Annotated in this window: 12 protein-coding genes; 5 read left to right on the top strand and 7 right to left on the bottom strand. The window is 41.2% G+C overall.

Features of this window, described 5'->3' with window-relative positions; translation table 11 throughout:
- Positions 1 to 2 precede the first annotated feature (2 nt).
- The 3 genes from BM015_RS16410 to BM015_RS16400 all read left to right on the top strand — a co-directional run bounded on the left by BM015_RS16410 (position 3) and on the right by BM015_RS16400 (position 8,056).
- On the top strand, positions 3 to 3,029 hold the full coding sequence (locus tag BM015_RS16410; protein ID WP_177191940.1) for a SusC/RagA family TonB-linked outer membrane protein: 3,027 nt from the start codon (positions 3 to 5) through the stop codon (positions 3,027 to 3,029).
- A gap of 12 nt (positions 3,030 to 3,041) precedes the next feature.
- Positions 3,042 to 4,712, top strand: coding sequence for a RagB/SusD family nutrient uptake outer membrane protein (locus BM015_RS16405; protein WP_090661021.1), 1,671 nt, complete (start codon positions 3,042 to 3,044; stop codon positions 4,710 to 4,712).
- 248 nt (positions 4,713 to 4,960) lie between these two features.
- Positions 4,961 to 8,056, top strand: coding sequence for a SusC/RagA family TonB-linked outer membrane protein (locus BM015_RS16400; protein WP_090661018.1), 3,096 nt, complete (start codon positions 4,961 to 4,963; stop codon positions 8,054 to 8,056).
- A 217-nt stretch (positions 8,057 to 8,273) separates the two neighbouring features.
- On the opposite strand, the gene BM015_RS16395 is transcribed toward BM015_RS16400, so the two are convergent.
- Positions 8,274 to 9,554, bottom strand: a complete 1,281-nt coding sequence (locus tag BM015_RS16395) for a serine hydroxymethyltransferase (protein WP_090661015.1) — start codon at positions 9,552 to 9,554, stop codon at positions 8,274 to 8,276.
- A 152-nt stretch (positions 9,555 to 9,706) separates the two neighbouring features.
- On the opposite strand from BM015_RS16395, the gene pdeM reads away from it, so the two are divergent.
- Positions 9,707 to 10,369 (top strand): ligase-associated DNA damage response endonuclease PdeM, encoded by a 663-nt coding sequence (gene pdeM / locus BM015_RS16390; RefSeq protein WP_090661012.1) that lies wholly within the window; start codon positions 9,707 to 9,709, stop codon positions 10,367 to 10,369.
- A gap of 12 nt (positions 10,370 to 10,381) precedes the next feature.
- On the opposite strand, the gene BM015_RS16385 is transcribed toward pdeM, so the two are convergent.
- From BM015_RS16385 to BM015_RS16370, 4 genes are all read right to left on the bottom strand, one after another.
- Positions 10,382 to 11,326, bottom strand: a complete 945-nt coding sequence (locus tag BM015_RS16385; RefSeq protein WP_090661009.1) for an RraA family protein — start codon at positions 11,324 to 11,326, stop codon at positions 10,382 to 10,384.
- Between the two features lie 6 nt (positions 11,327 to 11,332).
- Positions 11,333 to 12,469 carry a bile acid:sodium symporter family protein gene (locus BM015_RS16380; protein WP_090661006.1) on the bottom strand — a complete coding sequence of 379 codons (1,137 nt, stop codon included), beginning with the start codon at positions 12,467 to 12,469 and terminating at the stop codon, positions 11,333 to 11,335.
- Positions 12,470 to 12,522: 53 nt separating this feature from the next.
- The gene (locus BM015_RS16375; protein ID WP_090661003.1) at positions 12,523 to 13,797 is read right to left on the bottom strand and encodes a mandelate racemase/muconate lactonizing enzyme family protein; all 1,275 of its coding nucleotides are present in this window, start codon (positions 13,795 to 13,797) and stop codon (positions 12,523 to 12,525) included.
- Between the two features lie 359 nt (positions 13,798 to 14,156).
- Positions 14,157 to 14,777, bottom strand: coding sequence for a hypothetical protein (locus BM015_RS16370; RefSeq protein WP_090660999.1), 621 nt, complete (start codon positions 14,775 to 14,777; stop codon positions 14,157 to 14,159).
- 223 nt (positions 14,778 to 15,000) lie between these two features.
- Between BM015_RS16370 and BM015_RS16365 the strand changes: the two genes are divergently transcribed.
- Complete coding sequence (locus BM015_RS16365) at positions 15,001 to 15,291, top strand: YciI family protein (protein WP_090660996.1); 291 nt, start codon at positions 15,001 to 15,003, stop codon at positions 15,289 to 15,291.
- Between the two features lie 3 nt (positions 15,292 to 15,294).
- Here the strand turns inward: BM015_RS16365 and BM015_RS16360 are convergent, their stop codons facing one another.
- The gene (locus BM015_RS16360; protein ID WP_090660993.1) at positions 15,295 to 16,140 is read right to left on the bottom strand and encodes a ThuA domain-containing protein; all 846 of its coding nucleotides are present in this window, start codon (positions 16,138 to 16,140) and stop codon (positions 15,295 to 15,297) included.
- A 14-nt stretch (positions 16,141 to 16,154) separates the two neighbouring features.
- Positions 16,155 to 16,838, bottom strand: coding sequence for a DUF1345 domain-containing protein (locus BM015_RS16355; RefSeq protein WP_218148520.1), 684 nt, complete (start codon positions 16,836 to 16,838; stop codon positions 16,155 to 16,157).
- Positions 16,839 to 16,976: the final 138 nt, after the last annotated feature.

Below are 16,976 nucleotides of genomic sequence, written 5' to 3'. Positions count from 1 at the left end.
GTATGAAAAAATTTTTAATACTGGTGTTTTTTATAACCTGTTATTGTGCGCAAACAATGGCCCAGCAATTCACGGTTAAGGGTAATGTGGTTGATGAATACGGGCGTGCGCTGGCAGGCGTTACCATTCAGTCAAAGAAAACAAACGCCGTAACAACTTCGGCTGAAGATGGCGTGTTCAGCATTGCAATACAGCCAAACGATGTGCTGCAATTCAGTTATTCCAACTATAAAACCAGCAGCATTGCCGTACCTGATTCATCAGCCATAATCATTGCAAAGCTTACACCCGCTGCATTTGCAGCGCCTGCCACAACAGATGTTTTGTATGAAACAAGGGATAATCAAAAAATATTAGGATCTGTTTCCACCATTTATAACGGCCAGCTTACAACAACACCGGCATCATTGTATGCGTATGCACTGGCAGGAAGGCTGCCGGGTTTATATACGCAGCAAAACCGCGGCTGGAAAGGTTTCAACGATAATGCACTTGGCTCGGTTGACGTGGATGGATTGTTTTATCCAAACCAGAAAGGCCTCGGTGCACCTAATGATAATACCGAGATAAACCTTACCCTGCGCGGTCAATCACCCATTACAATTGTTGATGGCGTGCAACGCGATATTTATACGATCGATCCTGAAAACATAGAATCTGTGAGCGTGCTGAAAGATGGCCTTTCAACCATATTGCTCGGGCAAAGAAGTTCAAGAGGCGTTATACTGGTTACAACAAAAAAGCCGGTGGCAGGTAAGCCGCACATTTCTTTAACGGCGCAAACAGGCATACAGCAGGCGCTTGAATTACCCGATCCTTTGCCCGCATACCAGTATGCTTATTTGTATAACGAAGCGCAAAGCAATGAAGGCAAACCTTTGTCTTACACAGAAGCAGACTTTCATGCATACCGGGATCATTCGGACCCTTATGGCCATCCCGATGTAAACTGGTTTAATACCATATTAAAAAACAATTCGCTTATAAACCGGTACAGCCTGAATGTAACAGGTGGCGGCACAGCAGCACGTTATACAATTGGTCTGGGTTATTTATCTGACAATGCATTGTTCAATGGCAGTAACCCTGCTTATGAAACCAACGCTACGATAAAGCGTTACACTGTTAATTCCAATATTGATGTGGATGTAACGAAGTATTTTAATGCAAAGCTGCAATTGTTTGCACGGGTGCAGGAAGAAAACCAGCCCGGCGGCGGCACAGATGCCATCATCAGCCAGATGTATTCAACGCCTAATAATGCTTATCCTGTATTCAATCCTGATGGTTCTTTTGGCGGCACACAGGCTTTTCAAAGAAACTTGTATGCGCAATTAACCCAATCAGGTTATATAGAAGATTATGAAAGGGATATTTTTTCAAACCTGGAACTCAATTATAAATTCGACCAGTTTGTGCCGGGTTTATGGGCAAAAGTGCAAAGCAATATTTCGGTATATGCAGCCAATTCCACCAACAGGAGCGCAGGTGTTCCTTCTTTTAAATTCTCTGTAAGCGGCAACGATACATCGTATAACCGTTATGGAAATTTTACCGACCAGGGAAATAATTTCAACCTCACTTACAGTGCGCAGTTCTGGTATTTGCAGGGTGCTTTAGGTTATACGCGTTCCATCAGGAAAAACAACTTTACTGTAAAAGCTTTTTACGACAGGTATGAAAGCATATTTAATTACGACCTGCCTAAAACGCTGCAGAATATTGCACTTGCAGGAACGTATGATTTTGATGGAAAATATTTTCTTGAAGCAGCCGTGAATTACAGCGGACAGGATTACTATCCGCCAGGCAACCAGTTTGGTTTATTTTATGGTGCCGGCCTGGGCTGGAACCTTGCCAAAGAGAACTTTATTAAAGACAATGTTAGCTGGATAAACAATCTTAAACTCCGTGCAACTTACGGCAGAACAGGCAATGATAATGTGGGCTATTTCACATGGCGTGAAAGCTACCAGTTGAATATCGTTAACCCAACCTATCCTATTGGTATAAACAGGGCCTCACAGGGCGTAACACAGCAAACCACGCTTGCCAATCCGAATGTAACATGGGAGAAAGCTGATAAATATAATGTGGGTATAGATGCCGCTTTATTTAAGAATAAGTTCTTATTAACTGCCGATTATTATAACAACCGCTACTTCGATTTATTGCAATTGCGTGGCAAGCAATCATCCATGATCGGTATTGGTTATCCGTATGAAAACCTTGGCATTAATAATTATTCAGGCATTGAAGTGCAGGCTACTTATCAGAATAATATCAAAGATTTTAATTACGCTATTTCAGGCAATATTTCTTCGCAGCAATCAAAAGTTATTTACAGTGATGAGATTGAACAGGCTTATGGGTGGAATAAACGCACCGGCCAGCGTGTAAATATTGAATTTGGATATATAGCCGATGGATTGATTCAAACACAGGAAGAAGCTGAAACAGCAGCAGCGCCTGCAGGTTATACGTTGCAGCCCGGCGATATAAAATATAAAGATTTAAATGATGATGGTTTGATCAATCAATACGATCAAACAGCTATTGGCGAATCAAAGTCTTTAATGTTTTATGGCGTAACAGCCAGCATCAGCTACAAAGGTTTTGATATAAGTGTATTGCTGCAGGGTGTTGCCAACAGAAAATATTTGCTGATTGATAATTCATTCGGGTCAGGCACACAGCAGGCATATACTTACATAGTTGGAAGATGGACGCCCGAAATTGGTACTGCGTCTGCATTTCCGCGGCTTACGCCTGGTATCAATGCCAACAATGATCTCTGGAGCAGCTACTGGATGCGCAACGGTAATTACTTCCGTTTAAAAAATGCAGAGATAGGTTATTCATTGCCTTATAAGCTGGTTAACCGTTTAAAGATGACGCAGATAAGGGTATTTGCCAATGGCCTTAACCTGTTTACGCATGCGGCCTTCGACCGTGTTGACCCGGAAGTATATCAGCAGGCTTATCCCAATCAGCGCATCATCAATTTCGGCCTTAATGTTAAGTTCTAAGTAAGAAGAATTATGAAAAAATATATTGCCATATTTATTGTTATAGCAGGCTGTGTTGCAGCATTAAGTTCCTGCAGAAAATATGAAAGCGTTCCGGTAGAAACAGTTACGCCCGATTATATATGGGATGCAAAAGATTCGAACGGAGTCTATGCAAGCCAGTACTTGTTTTCCATTTATGCGGCCTTACCTCAGATTACAAGCAACCGCATTGGCCGCGATTTTCTGGATGCCGGTTCTGATGATGCAGTTACATCGCAAACAACGGCGCAATCCATCACCCTGCTGGCCACGAATGGTATAACCATTTTTAATAATCCTGATGATGCATGGGCCAGCAGTTATAAAGGCATAAGAATGGCTACGAATTTTCTCAACAATTTTGGCGCAGTGCCTTTAAAGAATGTGAATGAAAAACGTTCCTGGTTTGGTGAAGCAAGGGTGATGCGTGCATTCTTTTACTGGGAACTCGTAAGGCGGTATGGAGGCGTGCCCATATTAGGCGATTCATTAAAAACGCTGGAAGATAATATTGAAATACCACGCAGTTCATTTGCAACCTGCGTAAACTATATTGTAAATGAATGCAACCGTGCAGCCGACAGTTTGAGGGATGACCCCGTTGATGATGCCAATTATGGCCGCTTTACAAAAGATGCGGCAAGGGCTTTAAAAGCGCGGGTGTTATTATATGCTGCAAGCCCTTTGTATAATGGCGGCAATATAGCTGATTCATTAAATGGTTACGATAGTTATGATGCTAACCGCTGGAAGCTGGCTGCTGACGCTGCCAAAGAAATAATGAACCAGGGCGTTTATGATCTTGAAGAAAATTTTATCGACATATTTATTTCGCAACGCAGCAAGGAAGTTATTTATGCCAAAACAAATACTACGGGCAAAACGGTAGAAACTACTAACGGGCCTATCAATTATGCTACAGCGCCGGGCTCCGGCAATACAAGCCCAACGCAGGAATTAGTGGATGCTTATGGCATGGCAAACGGCCTTGAGATTAATGATCCCAATTCAGGTTATAATCCTGAAGACCCATACACAGGCAGAGACCCGCGTTTAGGATATACAGTATTGTACAATGGCGCCCAATGGTTAAATACGCCTATTCAAACATACATAGGCGGCATCAACAGGCCGGGCGGTGCAACAGTGCAAACACAAACCGGTTATTACCTGCGCAAATTCATGGGGCATTTTGAAAATACAACTACTTACGAAGATCATTATCACGATCTCATCTATTTCCGTTATGCAGATATTTTATTGATGTATGCAGAAGCCATGAATGAATATGCAGGCCCTTCTGATGATGTGTTTGCAGCAGTTGAAAAAATAAGGCAGCGGGCAGGATTAAACCCTTATGCTTTGGATCATGGTATTTCAAAAGATTCATTGCGAACTGTTATCCGCAATGAAAGACATAAAGAATTGGCATTTGAAGAACAGCGCTACTGGGATATACGCCGCTGGAAAATTGCGGGCCATGTTTATAATGATGCGCCTTTACATGCCATGAATATTATCAACAGCCCCAATGGCCTCGTGTATAATATTCAGCCGGTGCTTACAACAGCTTTTGACGAATCGAAAATGTATTTCTATCCCATTCCATACAATGAAGTGGTGAGTAACGAAAACATGCGGCAGAACCCGGGATGGCAGTGATGGCGTGAATGGTTAATCGTGAATCGTGAATGCAAACGATAGCTGATTTACGGTTTGATTTTGTAAAGCCTTTTCCGGCGATGCATGTTATAAAAACCTGGACAGAAATATAAAGCTGGATTAAAACAAAATATATTATTCACGAAAAGAATAACAAAGACTTAAATAACAAAATGAAAGATGAATTATCAACCTGGTGTATTCATGTTTGACGATTCACGTTTCACGAAAATTATAAACTTCATACGATGAAAAGAACTTTTTCATTCATATTACCAATACTTATTTGTTTATGTTTTACTGTTGGCGTGCATGCGCAAACAGTAAGGGGAAGCGTAAAAAATATAGAAGGGCCGCTGGCATCTGCATCTGTTGTAGAGAAAGGTTTGCCGGCCAATGGCACGGCCACAAATGCTGATGGAAACTTCAGGCTTACTCTTAAAGGAAGATCAAAAACATTGATAGTTTCAAACATTGGGTATGTAACGCAGGAAGTGAAAATTGAAGATGCATCAAAAACATTGGAAATAATCCTGCAGCCAAACGACCAGGGACTTGACCAGGTGGTTGTAGTGGGTTATGGAACAAAAAAACGTGTAACCAATACCGGCGCCGTAAGCACAATTTCGGGAGAATCTATCAGGCGTGTGCCTACCTCAGCTGTACAAAATACTTTACAGGGAAGAGTGCCTGGAGTATTCTCCGTACAACGTGGCGGGCAGCCGGGCAAAGACGCATCAGACTTTTTTATACGCGGTATAAGTTCATTAAATCCTGATGGCAATAAACCATTGATTATTGTGGATGATGTGGAATATACTTACGAGCAGCTTGCACAAATAAATGTAAACGAAATTGAAAGTATTTCTGTTCTAAAAGATGCTTCTACCACAGCAGTATATGGCATTAAAGGCGCCAACGGCGTATTGATTGTAAAAACACGCCGCGGTGCAAATGGTGCGCCGCAGGTGAATGTGCGTGTGGAAAGCGGTTACAACACACCTACAAGAGTGCCCAAATTTTTAAACGCTTACGAATCTGCAACACTGGTAAATGAAGCATTGAACAATGATGGCCTGCAGCCGCAGTTTACACAATCGCAGTTAAATCATTATAAAACAAAAGACGATCCTTATGTTTATCCCGATGTGAACTGGTATGATGTGGTGCTTAAAAAAGGTTCACTGCAGGCCAATACGAACGTTGATATTTCAGGTGGAACCGATAATGTAAAATATTTTATTTCTGCCGGCGCCTTTACGCAGAATGGCAACCTGAATAATTTTTCCGATCCGCGCAACCAGGGCGTTCATAACAACTATTTTTATAACCGTTATAACTTCCGGAGCAATTTAGATATACAGGCCACGAGGACAACCAAGCTCAGGCTTGATGTTTCGGGCAGGTTCGGGCAGGTGAATTCGCCGTTATTCTATGCGCCAACACTCAGCCCCACTACCATCATTAACAGCGTTATGTCTGAAATATATAATTACCAGATCATAACGCCGTATGCTGCGCCGGTATTGAATCCTGACGGAAGTTATGCTTATGCTTTCGGGCCAAACCTCAGTAATGTGCCTACCCTTAATGCAAGGCTTGCGACCATGGGTTATTCAAGAAACAACAGGACCGATTTTAATGTTTTATTTGATGTAAACCAGCGCTTCGATTTTATAACACAAGGCCTCGGCGCTTCCCTGCGCATTGCTTATGCAGGTACAAATGATATTACAAGAACGCAGGCACGCACGGCTACGCCGCCTGCCTATCATTACGATTCATCGGGCGGTTACACGCTTGATAAAAACGGCTTGTATGAACTGGCTCCATTTGCTTTAAGCGGCGGCAACGATCTTTTTGACAAACGTTTAAATATCCAGGGTTTTATAACCTATGACCGCACTTTTGGCCAGGATCATTTTTCTGCATTTGCATTGTTTAACCAGGAAAGTTATGTTACAAAAAGCGGCGGCACACTGGCGGTACCGCAAAAACTGCGTGGCACTACATTAAGCCTCCACTATGATCATAAACAAAAATATATAGTTGATTTTAACGCAGCCTATAACGGTTCAGACCGTTTTGCGGCAGGCCACCGTTATGGCATATTTCCTGCCGGCAGTATTGGCTGGAACCTGGCGCAGGAAGATTTCTTTAAAAATGCTTTCCCTGTTTTCCAACTGTTTAAACTTCGTGGCTCTTATGGTTTGGTGGGTTCTGATGCGGTGATTGACAACCGCTATTTATACCAGCAGGTGTATTCAAGAGGCAGCTTCTATTATTTCGGCACTAACAGCAACATAACACAAGGCCTTTATGAAGGCAGCCTGGGCAATCCCAATGTTACCTGGGAAAAATCAAGAAAAGCAGACATTGGCCTTGACATTAACATGGTGCATGATAAAATATCCATGCAGTTTGATGTGTTCAATGAATACAGGTACGACCAGTTGTGGTTTCCCGGTTCAGTTCCATCCATTATAGGCGTTGGTTTGGCCAGGGCCAATATTGCCAGCGTACGCAACCGCGGGTTTGAGGGATTGATAAAATTCCAGGATAAGGTGGGCGATATTGCGTATGATATTACAGGCGTTATCAATTATGCAAAGAATAAAATTATTTATGAAGATGAACCAAACCAAACCTATCCCTGGCTGGCAAGAACAGGCCATCCTATTGGCCAGCCATTTGGTTATACGGCCATTGGTTTTTATGAAAGCCAGGAAGATATTGATAAGAGCGCAAAGCCGAATATTGATCCTTCTTCTATTAAACCCGGCGATCTTAAATATAAAGACCTCAATAATGATGGTGTGATTGATGAGCGCGACCAGGGGCCAATTGGAAAGCCCAATATACCCAGTTTGAATGCCGGTATAACATTTGGGTTTCACTATAAAGGTTTTGATTTAAGTATATTGTTCCAGGGCGCATTTGATTATAGTTTCCAGGTTACAGGTATTGGCATACAGCCTTTTCAAAGCCAGTGGCAGCCGGTGCATGAATTAAGATGGACGGAAGCAACTGCAGCTAATGCAAAATTTCCAAGGCTGAGCAGCAATGCATCGTATGAAAGCAGCCCCACTGCTTATCCTTCCGATTTCTGGCTCGTAAATGCTATGTATGTGCGTATGAAATCTGTTGATATTGGTTACCAGTTTCCAAAGAAATGGCTGCCTTTAAAAATTAATAATGCAAGGTTTTATTTCAGTGGTTATAACCTGCTTACATGGACTAATTTTAAACTTTACCAGCAAGACCCAGAAGTGGCCACCAATACAGTTGGTGATGCTTACCTAAATCAACGTGTATTTAATGTGGGTTTGCAGGTAGGGTTATAATGATAACTTTTGAAAAAGTTTTCAACTTTTAATGCCAACAGTTATAATGAGCGCTGTGATAACAGTATTGATGATGCAAGAATAAAATGGAAATAAAGGCTTTTTCTTTTCCAGGAACCAATAGGCAGAATCAATAGATAAAGACAGATGCCGGCATAATGATACTCGTGGTAAGAAACATTGTTGCCGGCAACCTAAAAAAACAAAAGCGAAGCTTTTATCCTAATTCAGGATACAAAGGAAACTGCGTCATAAACTCGTTCACTTTGCCTTTAAGTGATGAAAGATAAGCCTCGTCATCAGCATTCATTAAAGCAGCATCAATACTGTCAACAATAAACTGCATGTGTTCTTCTTTCATGCCGCGTGTTGTAACCGCCGGCACACCCACACGAATGCCCGATGTTACAAATGCGCTCTTGTCATCAAACGGCACCATGTTTTTATTTACAGTAATATCTGCTTTGCCCAATACCTGTTCGGCTTTTTTGCCGGAAATATTTTTATTGCGAAGATCAAGCAGCAGCAAGTGGTTATCGGTGCCATCACTTATGCTCTTATAACCTTTATCATTAAAAGCTTTTGACATGGCCTGCGCATTGGAAATAATCTGCTTTGCGTAAACGGTAAACTCATCCGTAAGAATTTCACCAAAAGCAACAGCCTTTGCAGCAATAATATGTTCCAGCGGGCCGCCCTGGGTGCCTGGAAAAACAGCCAGGTCGAGCAGGCTGCTCATCATACGGATATTGCCTTTTGGATCTTTTATGCCGAATGGATTTTCAAAATCTTTACGTAGCATTACAATACCACCTCGGGGGCCACGCAATGTTTTATGCGTGGTAGAAGTAACTATATGGCAATGATCGAAAGGATCGTTCAATAATTTCTTTGCAATTAAGCCGGCCGGGTGTGCAATATCCGCCATCACCAAAGCGCCCACTTCGTCGGCCACTTTGCGAATGCGGGCATAATCCCAGTCGCGGCTGTAAGCGCTGGCGCCGCATACAATTAATTTAGGTTTTACTTCACGGGCTTTCGCTTCCAGCATTTCATAATCAACCGTACCGGTTTCACGCCCAACCCCATAAAAATGCGGCTGGTACAATTTTCCGCTGAAATTTACAGAAGAACCATGCGTAAGATGGCCACCCATGCTTAAATCCAAACCAAGAATGGGATCGCCTGGTTGCAATAAGGCCAGCATAACGGCAGCATTGGCCTGTGCACCGCTATGTGGCTGCACGTTGGCATACTCAAGATTAAAAATTTGTTTAAGCCTGTCAATGGCAAGCTGCTCACATTCATCCACCACTTCGCAACCGCCATAATAGCGGCGGCCCGGATAGCCTTCAGCATATTTATTCGTCATTACATTACCCATGGCCTGCATGGTTTGCAGGCTGGTAAAATTTTCACTGGCAATTAATTCAATACCGCGGCGCTGGCGTTCAAGTTCTTTTTGAATGAGAGAAAATACAGCTGTATCTTTTTGCATGGCTTTAATTCAATTTGCCGCAAAAGTAACTGTTCAAAAAAATAATTGGCCTGTAAGTTTTGTACATTTTGTAGTTACATAACTTCCTTAATTATTGTTTTATTCACCTTCACAAATAGTTTTTTACTGATGAACTATGTTTGCAGCAGCAGATGAAGCAGCATTGTTTTAATTTCAGGGAGCAGCATTTATGGCTTTCGCCGGAGCGGGCTATTTTTTGGGAAGATGAAAAAACACTCATTTTAAGCGACAGCCATTTTGGTAAAACCGGCCATTTCAGAAAAGCCGGCATTCCTATGCCGCAATACGTTTTTATAGAAGATTTACAACGTCTTTTTAATCTCCTTCAATTTTATAAACCTGAACAATTAATTGTTGTGGGCGATTTTTTTCACAGCCGCTCCAATAAAGAACATTTATTGTTTGAAAAATGGCGCAACGATTTTACCCAGCTTGAAATTTTACTGGTAAAAGGCAACCACGATATTTTACACCGCGACTGGTATGCACAAACAAAAATCAATGTGTTTGATGCTGATCTTTTGCGCATAAATCAGTTTGCCTTTATGCATGATTGTGCCGACATTGAAAAACACACTGCACATACAGATGCCTATTTTCTTACCGGGCACCTGCATCCCGGCATTTCCATTAAAGGGAAAAGCAGGCAGCATTTAAGCTTTCCCTGCTTTTATTTTAATGATGCATTTGCCATTTTACCGGCATTTTCCAAATTCAGCGGGCTGGCTTTGATCAACAAAAAGAAAGCAGACCACGTTTTTGCCATTGTGAACGGAGAATTAGTGGAGATATAAATTTTTCTGCTATCACCATGTCCTGTCTTTCAGAAATTCCTGAATCTGTTCTTTTCCAACGGGCAGTTCGTTAATATGTTCATTAAGCCATTGCGAAAAATCTTTTTCAATATCATCTGCCCATTTTGTATCAATCTGGCCTGCCGTATATTTTCCTTCGCGCAAACGCTGGTGCCCGAATAAATCCCTGAGCCGTACAATCTCTGAAGTTGTAACCACCTTTTCGGCAAGGTGTGGCGGAATAAAAATCACCACGCCCAGTTTACCCAGCACCACATCGCCGGGCATTACAGTAACTGTTCGTATGCGGGTTGGCTGGTTTATACCAACGATCATCGTATTCAAATCGCCCGGTGGGTTATGATAAGACGGGTCGTAACTGGTATAATACGATGTGAAACCGCCAATTTCTTTTAATCCCTCCACATCCCTAAGCGCACCATCATACACAATTCCATTTCCGGATTTTGCGTAAATAGCGTTACCCACATTGTCGCCAATAGTCGGGCCATTGCGATGAGCGCCAAACTGGTCGGCCACATACACATCGCCCTTCACCAGCAAATCAACCGGCCAGGTATTCTGCCCGCGTTTGCCTTCTTTTTTGCCGGCTGAATCAATCGCTTTCCATACATCCGGGCGGGCGGGCATAAAGGTTGCCGTAACGGCGCGGCCCACTAAAACGCTGTCAGGATTTATTACCTGCCAATCTTCAGCAACCTGGTAACCGTAACCGGCGTTTTTCATTACAGCCCAGGCTTCTTCCACACTCACCGATTTCATGCGGCGAATAATATCGTCCGGTACTTTTGGGCGGCCATCCGGAAAACGTTCACCTTTCCATAAAGGTGTTAAAGCAATTAATTGTTCTTTACTTATTTGTACCTGCTGCGCCTGCATTGGTATGCAAAAAGCAAGTATTACAATGGCTAATGATATTTTTTTAAGTGTTGACATAGATAACTATTTAATTGTAATAACCTCTTTTTTATTATTTGTTCTTGAGACTGTTGAACCATCCGGTGGATGATTATGCCACCAGCTTGCCAGCGTTGAACCGGTAACATTCATAACCGGGCCGAAAATAGCCGGCGCCAAACCGGCAGTAGCCAGTTTGCCCATTGCCAGCGCCAGGCCCGATGCAAGCCCTGCATTCTGCATACCCACTTCCAGTGCGATTGTCCTGCAATCTTTTTCCTGGAATTTTAATACACGGGCTGACCAGTATCCCAGGAAATAACCGGCTAAATTGTGAATAAAAGTTGCTATCAGCAGCAGTGCGCCAACTTTAACCAGGTTATCCCTCCCGGCGGCTGTAATAATTGTTAGAATGAATGCTATGCCCGCCATCGAAACCAGCGGCATCGCCTTATCAAGCCATTGAAATTTACCATGAACGAGATAGTGAAATGCGAGGCCTGCAACAACAGGAATAATAACAATCTTGGTAATATCCCATACCATATCCCAGAAATGCACTTCCACAAAACTTCCGCCCAACAATTGCATTAATAAAGGCGTTAGAAATGGTGCAAACATGGTAGAAATAGTGGTGACTGATACGGACAAAGCAAGGTTGCCTTTTGCGAGATAGCACATTACATTCGATGCAAGCCCGCTGGGGCAGCAGCCAATCAATATAATGCCCGCAGCAATTTCTGCAGGGAAATTAAATGCCTTTGCAATGGCAAAACCCACCAGCGGCATAATGATGTAATGACAGGCTACACCGATAATAATTCCTTTCGGCATTTTTAAAACATTGGCAAAATCTTTCAGGCTTAGCTCGGTGCCCATTCCAAACATAATTATTTGCAATAAAGGAATGATTAAAGCCGATAATTTAAAGTCGCCAATGGTTGTGAAATACTGCGGGTGGTACATAGCAATGCTTACAACAGAAACTATCATTACAGTATAGGAAAGCCCTTTCAGAAAATGGTTTCCCCTGAATGCAATGGCAAGCGTTGCAAAGAAAAATGCCAGGAACCAACCGGCTACGTCATGATTTTTATTAATCGTGGTAAATACAAAAACAAGCAGGCAGGTGCATGAAATAGCATAAAAAATATTATAGATAGTTTTTTTTGCGGCAGGCATAATCGTTATTAAGTGTTTAAATCTTCTTAATCAGGATATTTTTACAAGGATATTTATTGAAAAAAAGGCACATCCCTGATGGCGTATTTTTTCATTCCTTCCTCGTTTATCTCCACACCAATCCCGGGTTTTTCTGAAATTGTGATGAAACTGTCTTTCACCCATTCACCATCATAGGTAACAATTTCCTTAAACATAGGATCGGTATGGAAATATGACTGCCATTCGAGTATTAAAAAGTTAGGTACTGATGCGCATACATGGCAGGAGGCCATTGCCCCGAGAAAAGAAGCCACCATGTGCGGCGCAAAAGGCGTGTAATATAAATTAGCAAGGTTGGCAATGCGCTGTCCTTCTCCCAACCCCCCGCATTTTTGCAGGTCGGGCATGATAATATCAACGCCGCCAATTTCAAGCAACCGCCTGAAACCATAAGCCAGGTAATGATTTTCACCGGCAGCAATTGGCGTGCTTGTGGATTCGGTTATAAGCTTATAAGCTTCCGAATTTTCTGCGGGAATAGGCTCTTCCAGCCACAACAGGTTCAGCGGTTCCAGCCGTTTGGAAATAGCTTGAGCTGTAACGGCATCGTACCGGCCATGCATATCTACCAAAATATCATTTTTAGGCCCGACAGCTTCCCGTGCAGCAGCAATTTGGTCATACATTCTTTGTAATTCACCGGGACTGGCCGTCCAGTTATAGGCATCATATTTATTGGGGTCGTTTGCCTGGTCAAGATCGAATTTAATGGCATTAAAACCCATGCCCGTTGCCTTTTTAGCGGCGGCTGCAAAATCTTCCGGTTGCGGCAGGTTGCGCTGGTATAAAGCTGTATCGCAATATACCCTTATTTTATCGCGGAATTTGCCGCCAAGCAATTGATACACAGGTAAATTCAAAGCTTTACCTGCTAAATCCCATAAAGCTGTTTCAATGGCCGAAAGCACTGCCACATACATACCCGATTGAGCGCCCTGGAAGAAGCCCTGCCTGCGTATGTCTTCAAAAAGCCGGTGTACATTCAGCGGGCTTTTTCCTTTTAAACGCATGCCGAAATTTTTTACGAGATAGTAAGTGCCGGGTATGGCATCAACGCCTTCGCCGCAACCCCAGATACCCTGGTTTGTATAGATTTTTACAAACAGGCTGCCGCGTATATAACCGCATTTTACATCTGTAATTTTTAAGTCAGATGGCGGTGAATGCTTCGGCGTTCTCTCAATAGCTTGCTGGTATGTTTGGCCGAAACCGGATAACGGTGCAAATGGTGTAATGGCTGCAGCAATAGCTGTCTTGGATAAAAAAGATCTTCTTGAATTGGTCATTCTTAAGATGTTTTAGATAGTTATACAGAATAATAAAAAACAATCGTTTACAATATGCTAAAAGCTGATTTTGTGTTATTACAAATATAGTGTTTTGACAAATTTATGCAATCGGTTGCTTAACCGGGCCTGAATTTTTTTCCTTGAATACATTCACCAAGATCCGCAAAACCAAACTGCTTGAAATATCAGGATAACTGCCGGTGCTAAAAACCTTTTAAGCAACTGCCATTGACTTAATGGCATGGCAAAACAATACGTAATTCTAAAATTGAAGATAGCAACAAATTTTGAATGGGGAAGCTTTGGTATTTTTAGTGTTATCAAAAAAAATCAAAAAGTATGTTAGCCTATTTGCTTTAAGGGATGGTATAAAAAGAGAAAAATTTGTACCCATCTTTTGTCATTATAAAATCAAGTGCAATTTGCGCCCCCTCAAATTTTGGAGAAGGGTCAATCCGTGTAACAAGAACTTCTTGTATGTTGGGGAATTTATTTTTAAATATATTCTTATAACAAGGGTGAATGTTCGTCATTGCGTTGTTGCCTCTGTTTAAGAAATTTAATTTTGACTGGTCAGCTATTCGCCTGATTAAATCGCTGTCAAAAATTAATTGATAATCTTCTTTAAAAAAAATATCAGCCGCGATATAAGACAGTTCATTGTAAAATTTGTTATACCATATTTTTTTATTCCTCTTTTGAAAATCTTTGAATAAAGAATCCTTGTATTCAGTATCTATTACGCAGTAAGCACAATAAATACAATTGGTTGATAATTCCCTCAATCGTTTAATATCGTTATGAATGGCTGCATCTGCAAATGAATTCCATGTTTCTTTAAATTTTATACTGTCAGTGTTAGTTGTGTCGTAAGTAATTTTTGAATCATGATAAGGAACGGGTTTATGACTGCCAGCAAATGAACATTTTGATAATATCGTAAAAAGAAATGGAATAAATAGATTAAGACATTTCATAAACAGCTTGCAGCCTGATCGCAAATATACTAACATGCTAATGCCTATAATTTTACAGGTAACATTAATCTGTATAAAAACAATACAACTTATAACCGGTTTATTGCTGGCGCTATGAGAGAAAAGGGGAGAAGGATATAACAGAATTATGTGTTTATAAAGTGAGAATGGAAAAATTACAGAAGAGTAATTCTATCTGTAAATTGGCGGGTAAATTTTTACTATGCCTCAATTTTTAATTCTTGCCAAAGACTATACAGATGCCTATGCATTGCAGAGGCGGCTTTCTGTTCGGGAAACCCATTTAAAAAGAATGCGTGTGGAAAAGGCTGAAGGGCACTTTATTGTTGGCGGCGCCAAGCTTAACAAAGAGGGTAATATGTATGGCTCTATGTTAGTGGTGCAGCTTGAAAACGAAGAAGCGGTGAGACAATGGATAAATGAAGACCCCTATATTACAGGTAATGTATGGGAGCATGTTGAAATATTGCCTTTTAAAATTGCAGAGGTTTGAATTTTATCTGCTTCTTCCCATCCAAAGAATTGTGTTGATAATAAACCGGTTTTGCATTTCACTTGAAAAGGTTGAAGAAAGTTGTGCATTGGTGCCATGCTCATAATCCATATCGTTATGGCCCATATTAATGTACACCATTTTATAGTTGATGTTTGTCCACGCAACTGGATAATAGCCGCTATGCCATATCTCATTTAATTTGGGGCCGGTGCCCAAAGGAAAGCTGGTTGTATCAATAGCCAGCAGGATTTTTATATTCTTGTTTTTTCGGATATCATTCTCCCAGCTATACCATTCATTGGGAGCCGATTTAAATATTTCAGGTAACCCTTTTGTTGAAGGGGAAACCGCATCTTCTACCCGTAATATGGCTGATGTGGGCCGCCATGTATTGGATTTGTATTCACCGGCGCCAATAAACTCATTATGATACCAGTTCCAGTTTTGCGGATAATCTGAAGGCGTTAATGCAAAACCCGAAAAATGAAAACCTATCCATCCACCACCGTTTTTCATATATTGCTCAAAAGCCAGCCGCTGCAACGAATCTTCGGGCCTGGTATCTAAAAACATTACAACTTTATATTGTTTTAAAAATGCAATGTTCAGTTTACTCCAGTCGCTGGTTGAATCATAAATAAAGCCATATTGTTTTGCCATTTCCGGGAACCATTTATTAGCCTCGTGCACAAAACTTATATGGGCAAGGTCGTGCTTTGCCGTATAAAAAGCTATTACTTTAAAGCTTGTGTCATTTTTCTGCGCATTGGCATTCATCAGCGAAAAACAAACAGAAAAAAAAATAATTATGATTGATCTGGCGCCTGGTAATTTAATATATGCCATGAATTAAAGAAGATTTATTTTGAGAGCCCTGCTATAAGATTAATAGTAAGTGCCACGACAAAAGTGTTGAGTGCAAATGATAACAAGCCATGAAACAATACAATGAGCCTTATTTTGGGCGATGATACCTCTACATCAGAAACCTGGAAAGTGCAGCCAATTACAAAAGAAAAATAGGCAAAATCGAGATAGTTAGGTTTGGTATTTCCCGGAAATTCAAGCCCTGTGGCATCTTTGCCCGGGTTGTTTTCGTCATCATCATAATATATATGTGCGTAGTGAAAAGTGTAAATAGAGTGCACCATTATCCAGGAAAGCATCATTCCGCTTATAGCTGCGGGTAAGTAAAGAATATCTCTTTCTGAACTGTTTTGCTGCGAAAGCATAAGCAGCAAAACAGTAAACATACTGGCCAGCGACGAAAGCACTATCAGCATAAATACAAAAATAGCGCTGCCATCATCTTTCGTTGCCAATTTTTTTATTTGCGGAACAGATCTTTTTGCAATCACTATCCAGCTTAATATAAGATAGCATAATGCAAATGCATCCCACATAAGCGTTATCTTTATGAGCGATGATGTTTTCTTTAAAATAAAAAAGGCAATAAAGCTTATGATTAAGCTAATTGCAATCCTTTGTAAAGGGTGCATCCGTAAAAGATAACTATCGAAATCTTTCTCTTTTTTTGACTGCATATTTTTTATACTTGGAAAATGTTTGAGTTAATAAAAAATGTTATGATTTTTCATAATCAATTTACCTGGCTCAAACAACTCCTTAAGCTGAAGGTAAAATTAAATGTTATGCTTCTTTAAAATGTACCTAATATCCGG

This window comes from Parafilimonas terrae, from assembly GCF_900115755.1.
Taxonomy (GTDB): Bacteria; Bacteroidota; Bacteroidia; order Chitinophagales; family Chitinophagaceae; genus Parafilimonas; species Parafilimonas terrae.
Note: the sequence above shows the minus strand (reverse complement) of the source record. Positions and strands in the feature narration are given on the sequence as shown.